The following is a 6721-nucleotide window of genomic DNA, read 5'->3' as shown; positions in this document are numbered from 1 at the left end:
TGGTGCAAGAACTCAACCACAAGGGCTACCTGCAGGCAATACGCGGCAAGCAAGGCGGCCTGTTGCTGGGGCGAGCACCCGAAGACATCAATATCGGCGCCCTGGTACGCGACACCGAGCAGGACCTGGCGCTGGTGGAATGCTTCGGCAAGCAGAATAAATGCGTGATTACCGGGGCGTGTCGCCTCAAATCCATGTTTGCCGAAGCCCTGGAAGCGTTCTTCCAGGTATTGGATGGTTATACATTGGCGGATATGTTGACCGATGCCCAGCGCCCCCAATTGCTTAGGCTTTTGGCGATCAGCTCATGATACAGCTTGTTCTTGGCAAGCGTTACAAGGTTGTAGAGCATTGAAATTATTAAATTTGGTCAGCATTTCCTCACGCCAGTCACTGACGGCACAATGAGTTCTTTCCACGCATCTTTCTGGCCCTGTGCTGTCCTATTATCCAGGGAGCCAGCGCCTTTTCCTGAAGCCCTTGCGGATCTTTTCCAAAGCCACTGGCCATGCGCACGACGTGGAACGTAGCGACCACAATGCGGGCTTGCGTTAGTAACGTTGAGACAACGCGCTAATTGGTAATGTTAGCAACACTACAATAGCGGAGTATCAGTCACTAAGGATGTCCTTCGCGAGAGTATCGAAACCATGCTGGTCGATCAGCGCATCCACTTCATTGACCAGCCACTTTCTGTCTTGCTTGTACATGATTTCACCACCATCGGATACCATGAGGTCCTCACTCATCAACAGCTCTCGCACTTGGCGAAGGGTGGTGTTTTCAGGCTCCATGAAGTCATGTATCAACGCCGCAAGCTCCGGGGTTGCCTTGGGTCGATCTTCATACGATTGCTCGCTCATCAGGTTGTCTCCTGGTGATGGTTAACTGTTTGTCTCATCGTGGTGTGGCGCAGGGTTCAATCGAGGGTGGGTCTCTTCTCCCCATAGCATGACAAGGGCACCCGAGAGGAACATGGCGATGGCGACGAACCAGAAGCCACCCGTGACCGCCCCCGACAGATGGGCCACCAGGCCGAAACCCAGGGCTCCAATACCATAGCCCAGATCACGCCAGAAGCGATAAATTCCGATGGCGGAGCTGCGCCAGTTGGGGTGGGAGATGTCGGCCACCGCTGCGCTAAGGTTCGGGTAGAGCAGTGCCATCCCCAGCCCTGTTACAGCGGCGGAAAAGGACCACCAGATCACGCCGGTGCCCAGCAGCATCAGCGCCACGCCGCCGCCGCAAACCCACATGCCCCAGATGATCAGCTTGAGTCGGCCAATGTGATCCGATAGCCGCCCGGTCACGAACTGCGAGCCACCCCAGACAAAACCGTAGACACCGACTACCCAGCCAATGGGGCCTAGGCCCAGCCCCTGTTGGTAAAGAAATACCGGGTAGAACACCCAGACCAGGGCATCGACGAACTTCTCGACCAGCCCCGCCTGGCTGAAGGCGGCCATGCGCTTGTCGCCCCAACTCATCAGCGCGAACATCTCGCCGGTGGTGGGATTGTCAGAGACGTGATTAGGAATCCGTGCTTTGGGGCCAGCCAGGGTGCCACTCGCGTGTCGGGCACTTTCGGCCTTGGCCCAGCCGTGAGTCTCGCGGATCGAGGTCAAGGCCAGCAGGATGGCCAGTGCAATGACCGCGACACCGAAGACAAACAACCCCAAGCGCGGCCCAAGGCCGATGGCCAGGTAGCCGGTGACGATCCCCGCCACGGCCACCCCCACATAGCCCGAGAACTCGTTCATGCCCATGGTGAAGCCGCGCTCGTCTGCTCGGGTAATATCCATCTTGGCGGTCTGGGTCATTGACCAGCACAGGCCCTGATTAATACCCAGCAGCACGGTGGCGACGACGATCCAGCTCCATGACGGGGCATACAGGACCATGAACGGAATCGGGATGGCCGACAGCCAGCCCAGTAGCAGGACGTTCTTTCGCCCGATACGCTCAGCGAGCCGCCCGGCCACGAAGTTAAGGGTGCCCTTGACGAAGCCGAAGGCGACCACGAAGGCCGTGAGCATCATGAAAGACCCCTCGGCGACGCCAAACTCTGACTCGGCGAGCGCCGGGACCACGGTACGCATCATCCCGATGGTCAGACCAACCAGAAAGACCTGCCCCAGTTGATGGCTGAACTGGTGGAGGTTCTCGCGGATGCCATGCGTATAGTGTTCATGGGAGGAATTTGATGGTGACATAATCATCTCTCTGGCACTGGATGGGACGGGTATCGATATCCAGTGGTTGAAAGTCGAACCGAGCGCCGAGATTCACTATGTCGACGAGGGGAGCAACATGGATGCAAAGGCCTATAACGCATGGTATGAAACGCCACGCGGTCGATGGATTGGCAGCCGCGAACTTACTGGTCCTGGCCATGCTTGCCCCGCGCCCCGGCGAGTCGCTGCTGGTCGTGGCAGACCTGGCCCGCTAGGCACCGCTGCCTGCGCTCAGGCTTCACCATCGCAGCGCGATCAAGGCGCCTAAGCACCATAGGCGAGATGCCGCCAAGCGTGAACCAGCGCAGCGGCGGCGGTCGCGATCTCATCCTGCGTGGTATCCCAACCCATCGACAGGCGCACGGCACCGAGCGCACGTTGCGTATCGAGTCCCATCGCCCCCAACACCCCACTCGGGGCAGATTCCCCGGCATGGCACGCTGAGCCCACCGAGGCCATCACCGTATCGCTGGCAGCATTGAGCAATGCCTGGCCGCTGACATACGGAAACGACACGTTCAAGGTGTTGGGTAAGCGGGCCTCAAAATGGCCATTGAGGCTCAGGCCGGGGATGGAAGCGCTCAGTAGTTGATGCAATTGGTCTCGGCGATCACGCATAGCGGTATTGGCTTGCGCCAGACGCTTTGCAGCCAACTCGGCGGCCACGCCCAGGCCGATGATGGCCGGGACGTTTTCGGTACCGGGACGCAGCCCGCGTTCATGGTTAGCACCAAACAGGATCTGCCGTATCGGGGTACCCTGACGCACGTAGAGGGCACCGATTCCCTTGCTCGCCTGGAATTTGTGACCGGCGATTGTCAGCAAATCAATACCCAGTGCCTCGACATCGACGGCGATCTTACCTACGGCTTGGGCGGCATCCGTGTGTAGCAAGACGTCACTGTTATCGAGCTGCTTGGCAATGTCAGCGACAGGTTGAAGAGTGCCGACCTCGTTGTTGGCCAACATGATCGAGACCAAGGCCGTGTCCGGACGCACTGCGTCAACAACGGCCTCGACAGAGACCCGCCCTGCTTCGTCGACAGGCACGATGGTCAGGCGCCATCCCTGAGCCTCCAGCTGTCGAGCCGGTGCCATGACAGCCGGATGCTCGACGGCACTGATCACCAGATGTCGTTTGTTGGGGGTACAGGCACTGGCCACACCCAACAGGGCCAGGTTGTTGGCCTCGGTGGCACAGCCAGTGAACACCAGGTTCTCGGCCTTCGCGCCGATGAGTGATGCAACGGCGTTTCGTGCTACCGCGACCTGCTCTGCCGCCGCTTGGCCCAGCGGATAGGCAGAAGACGGATTTCCGAAGCTTTTCCGCAACGCGATGCTCATCGCCTCGGCCACTTCCGAGGCCACCGGCGTGGTGGCGTTATGATCCAGATAGACAGGAACTGACATGGCGGAAGCGCCCTTATTGTTCATGCGGGCTTGAGACTTGGCCCGCAGGTTGTGAAGTGCTGCTCAATCGGAGCCAGAGGGTGGCCAGGGCTACCAGCAGTATCGGCGGCAGCATCGCCAGATTGAGGGCTTCCCAGCCCAGCCCGTGAAGTAGCTGCCCGGCCATCAGTGAGCCGATGGCCACCAGTGAGAAGATGATCAGGTCGTTGATGCCCTGTACCTTGCCGCGCTCGGGCTCTGAATGGACAGTGGAAAGCAGGGCGCTGCCGCCGATGAACAGGAAGTTCCAACCAACGCCCAGCAGCACCAACGAGACCCAGAAGTGGGCGATGCTAAGGCCCATGACCGCCACCGCTGCCGAACCGGCCAACAGCGCGGCGCCCGTCAGCAGGATACGGTCCACGCCGAATCGCGCGATCAGGCTGCCGGTGAAGAACGACGGGGCGAACATGCCCAGCACGTGAAACTGCATGATGAATACTACCTGGCTCATCGTGAAGTCGTTGGCGCGCATCGCCAGTGGCGTGGCGGTCATCACCAGGATCATGACGGCGTAGCCGATGGCAGCGGCCAATACAGCGACGACAAAGCGGGGTTGGCGGGCAATAGCGCTCATCGGGCGTGAGATGTCGCCGTGCTGTGGCTCGCCGCTGGCGGGTACGCGTAGCTGGGTCAACAGGCCGATGGCCACCAGGGCGAGGATGGCAATCACCAGATAGGGGCCACCCGAGGGAACGCTGGCGATCCAGTGCTGCGCTGCGCTGGCGTTCCAAGGGCCGAGGAAGGCCGCCACCACGCCGCCGGCCATCACAAAAGAGATGGCCCGACTGCGAAATGCCGGGCTGGCCACGTCGACCGCGGCGAAGCGGTAATACATGGCAAAGCCCTGATAGAGACCGAGCAGCAGGTTCCCCGCGCAGAACAGCCAGAAGGAACCGGTGGCGATGCCGGCAAAGCTGACCAGCCCGCCACCCACGCCGCCCAGGGTGGCTCCGGTCATGAACCCCAGACGCCGGCCAACCCGTTTCATGAACAGCGAGGCGGGCAGCGTCGAGACCACGGTGCCCATCATCATCATGGCGATGGGCAGGGTGGCCAGCGACGGCGTTGCGGCAAGCTGCTGACCGACAACCCCGCTCAGGGTCATCACCGTCACCATGGCAATCATGAACAGGGTCTGGCCGGTGACCAGGATGGCCACGTTGGGCTTTTCACGGGGCAGCGTCGGCATTGGCAGGGCTCCTTGTTGGGAAAGTTTAGATGGCGGGGTTCCTGAACCCTTAGAAGACCAACACTTTGTCAGCCTGCTCGGTAGCTTCAGCCAAGGCGTCCATGGTGCTGCGTTCGGCGCCTTTCACTACTTCATCATCAGTGAGGCCGCGAGCGTCCATGCAGGTGCCGCACAACAGCACCTGCCCCTTAGTTGTGACACGCTTGATCATGCGCTCAGTGTTGTAGAAGCCATCCGGCGTCTTCTGGCCGCTCTTGGCGCCTGACACCGCATCGCCCATCAGAAAGACCGTCACTTCTCCGTCTCGTTTGAGCAAGGCGTGGGCCAGGCGCAAACCGTTGTAAAGGCGTTCGGTACCATAGGGTGGATCGTTAATGATGATCAGGGTATGCATGGCCTTCTCCTTGCTATCATTCAATGAATTGATAGAATGATTGTAAGATTAACTATATTTGTCAAGTGGCACGATGCTACCTTGCGCTTTTCGGAGACAGATAATGACCTCGCAGCAGGATCTTCTTGATACGCTGGCCCAGGTTGCCCGTGCCCTAGGGAACGGACACCGACTGGCATTGCTGGAGCGCCTGGCCCAAGTCGAGACCTCGGTGGAGACCTTGGCCAACACCGCCAATCTGACCATCGGCAATGCCTCTCAGCACCTTCAACACTTGCGGCGAGCGGGTCTTGTTACCGCCCACCGCTCCGGCAAGCAGATGATCTATCGCCTGACCGACGAACGGATTGTCACATTGCTGAGCCTGCTCAGGCAGGTGGCCGAGACGAATTTGGCCGAGATGGAGCGCCTGGTCGGTCAGCTGTTTGCGGATGAGGACGCCAATGGCGCTTTGGAGGCGGTCAGTCGGGACGAGCTTCTGGCTGGGATTTCTAGCGGCAAGGTGGCACTTTTAGACGTGCGTCCCGAGGAGGAGTTCGAGGCAGGCCACCTGCCCAAGGCGATCAACATACCCATGGCGCAGCTGGAGAACATGCTGGACAAGCTGCCCCGAGACCGGGAAATCGTCGCCTATTGCCGTGGTCCCTATTGCGTCCTGTCGCATGAGGCCGTGCAGCGCCTACGGCAACTCGGCTACCGAGTTCGCCGCTTCCAGGAAGGCTATCCGGAGTGGAAAGCGGCGGGCTTGCCCGTAGCGTCGTAATAGGAGGCACCGCCATGTCCGATATCTTCCTGGCGAATGAGCCCAGATTACGTCAATATCGGGCATTTTACCGTGTGTCAGGAGCATCAGCTGACGCATGACGTCTTTGATGCCGTTACCTGTACAGTTCTGGCTATGTTGGTATCTGTTGTTGGTCGGCGCTTATCGCCACGCGAAGCCATGCCTCCTCGGATGGCTTAGCGGTTTCAAACAACCGCCGCCATGACAAGTAATTCGGTAAGTACGCTGTCCCCACCCCATGAAAGCGCCCCATCCAGCCCTTCAAGCGGCTGATATAGCCGTTGACGTTCTGAATGTGGTATTCCTTGCCGATCACCCGCTGGTTATCGAGTGTGATGAGCCGATGATGGGCAATGCCATGCTCAGCAGAGAAGGTCTTATACCAGCTGTGCCCGTCCGAACATAAAATCGAATCGCGATCGCTTATCAAAAAGCGCGTAATACCTCTTCCTGAGTCGCGTAGCGCGAAGGGAGATACAAGCGCGGCACCTGCCAGGGTGCCTTGTTGGCACTGGCCCTTGAAAACTTACAAGACACGGGCTACGCATGTAACCCATGCCAACCGAACGCGCCTACAAGTACCGATTCTATCCCACGCCCGAGCAGGAAATCCTGCTGGCGCGGACGTTTGGGTGCGTGCGGTTTGTCTGGAACGCGGTGCTGCGACA

9 protein-coding genes and 1 pseudogene are annotated in these 6721 nt (G+C 59.5%); 4 read left to right on the top strand and 6 right to left on the bottom strand.

The window, feature by feature from the left end; all coding sequences use genetic code 11:
• A partial coding sequence (locus DU506_RS20350; protein ID WP_114488678.1) for an Rrf2 family transcriptional regulator occupies positions 1 to 311 on the top strand: 311 nt, incomplete at its 5' end.
• 300 nt (positions 312 to 611) lie between these two features.
• Here the strand turns inward: DU506_RS20350 and DU506_RS20345 are convergent.
• The gene (locus DU506_RS20345; protein WP_114488677.1) at positions 612 to 863 is read right to left on the bottom strand and encodes a hypothetical protein; all 252 of its coding nucleotides are present in this window, start codon (positions 861 to 863) and stop codon (positions 612 to 614) included.
• Between the two features lie 21 nt (positions 864 to 884).
• Entirely contained in the window at positions 885 to 2213 is a 1329-nt protein-coding gene (locus DU506_RS20340) for an MFS transporter (RefSeq protein ID WP_220254485.1), read from the bottom strand.
• A 101-nt stretch (positions 2214 to 2314) separates the two neighbouring features.
• Between DU506_RS20340 and DU506_RS22625 the strand changes: the two genes are divergently transcribed.
• On the top strand, positions 2315 to 2449 hold the full coding sequence (locus tag DU506_RS22625; RefSeq protein WP_268877356.1) for a hypothetical protein: 135 nt from the start codon (positions 2315 to 2317) through the stop codon (positions 2447 to 2449).
• 49 nt (positions 2450 to 2498) lie between these two features.
• Here the strand turns inward: DU506_RS22625 and DU506_RS20335 are convergent, their stop codons facing one another.
• Genes DU506_RS20335 through DU506_RS20325 form a run of 3 tightly spaced genes read right to left on the bottom strand, consistent with a single transcriptional unit; the run spans position 2499 to position 5269 of the window.
• Positions 2499 to 3644, bottom strand: a complete 1146-nt coding sequence (locus DU506_RS20335; RefSeq protein ID WP_114488675.1) for a cysteine desulfurase family protein — start codon at positions 3642 to 3644, stop codon at positions 2499 to 2501.
• 13 nt (positions 3645 to 3657) lie between these two features.
• Positions 3658 to 4875 (bottom strand): MFS transporter, encoded by a 1218-nt coding sequence (locus DU506_RS20330; RefSeq protein WP_220254484.1) that lies wholly within the window; start codon positions 4873 to 4875, stop codon positions 3658 to 3660.
• Between the two features lie 49 nt (positions 4876 to 4924).
• On the bottom strand, positions 4925 to 5269 hold the full coding sequence (locus DU506_RS20325) for a DsrE/DsrF/TusD sulfur relay family protein (protein ID WP_114488673.1): 345 nt from the start codon (positions 5267 to 5269) through the stop codon (positions 4925 to 4927).
• 103 nt (positions 5270 to 5372) lie between these two features.
• On the opposite strand from DU506_RS20325, the gene DU506_RS20320 reads away from it, so the two are divergent.
• A complete protein-coding gene (locus DU506_RS20320) occupies positions 5373 to 6032 on the top strand; it encodes an ArsR/SmtB family transcription factor (RefSeq protein ID WP_114488672.1) in 660 nt (219 codons plus the stop codon).
• A gap of 133 nt (positions 6033 to 6165) precedes the next feature.
• Here the strand turns inward: DU506_RS20320 and DU506_RS21830 are convergent.
• Positions 6166 to 6480: pseudogene (locus DU506_RS21830) on the bottom strand (IS1595 family transposase); the annotation flags it as partial.
• Positions 6481 to 6608: 128 nt separating this feature from the next.
• On the opposite strand from DU506_RS21830, the gene DU506_RS20310 reads away from it, so the two are divergent.
• Positions 6609 to 6721 (top strand): helix-turn-helix domain-containing protein (locus DU506_RS20310; RefSeq protein ID WP_181870838.1); only part of this gene is annotated, 113 nt, incomplete at its 3' end.

Source organism: Vreelandella rituensis (assembly GCF_003336665.1).
In the GTDB taxonomy this organism is placed as follows: Bacteria; Pseudomonadota; Gammaproteobacteria; order Pseudomonadales; family Halomonadaceae; genus Vreelandella; species Vreelandella rituensis.
Note: the sequence above shows the minus strand (reverse complement) of the source record. Positions and strands in the feature narration are given on the sequence as shown.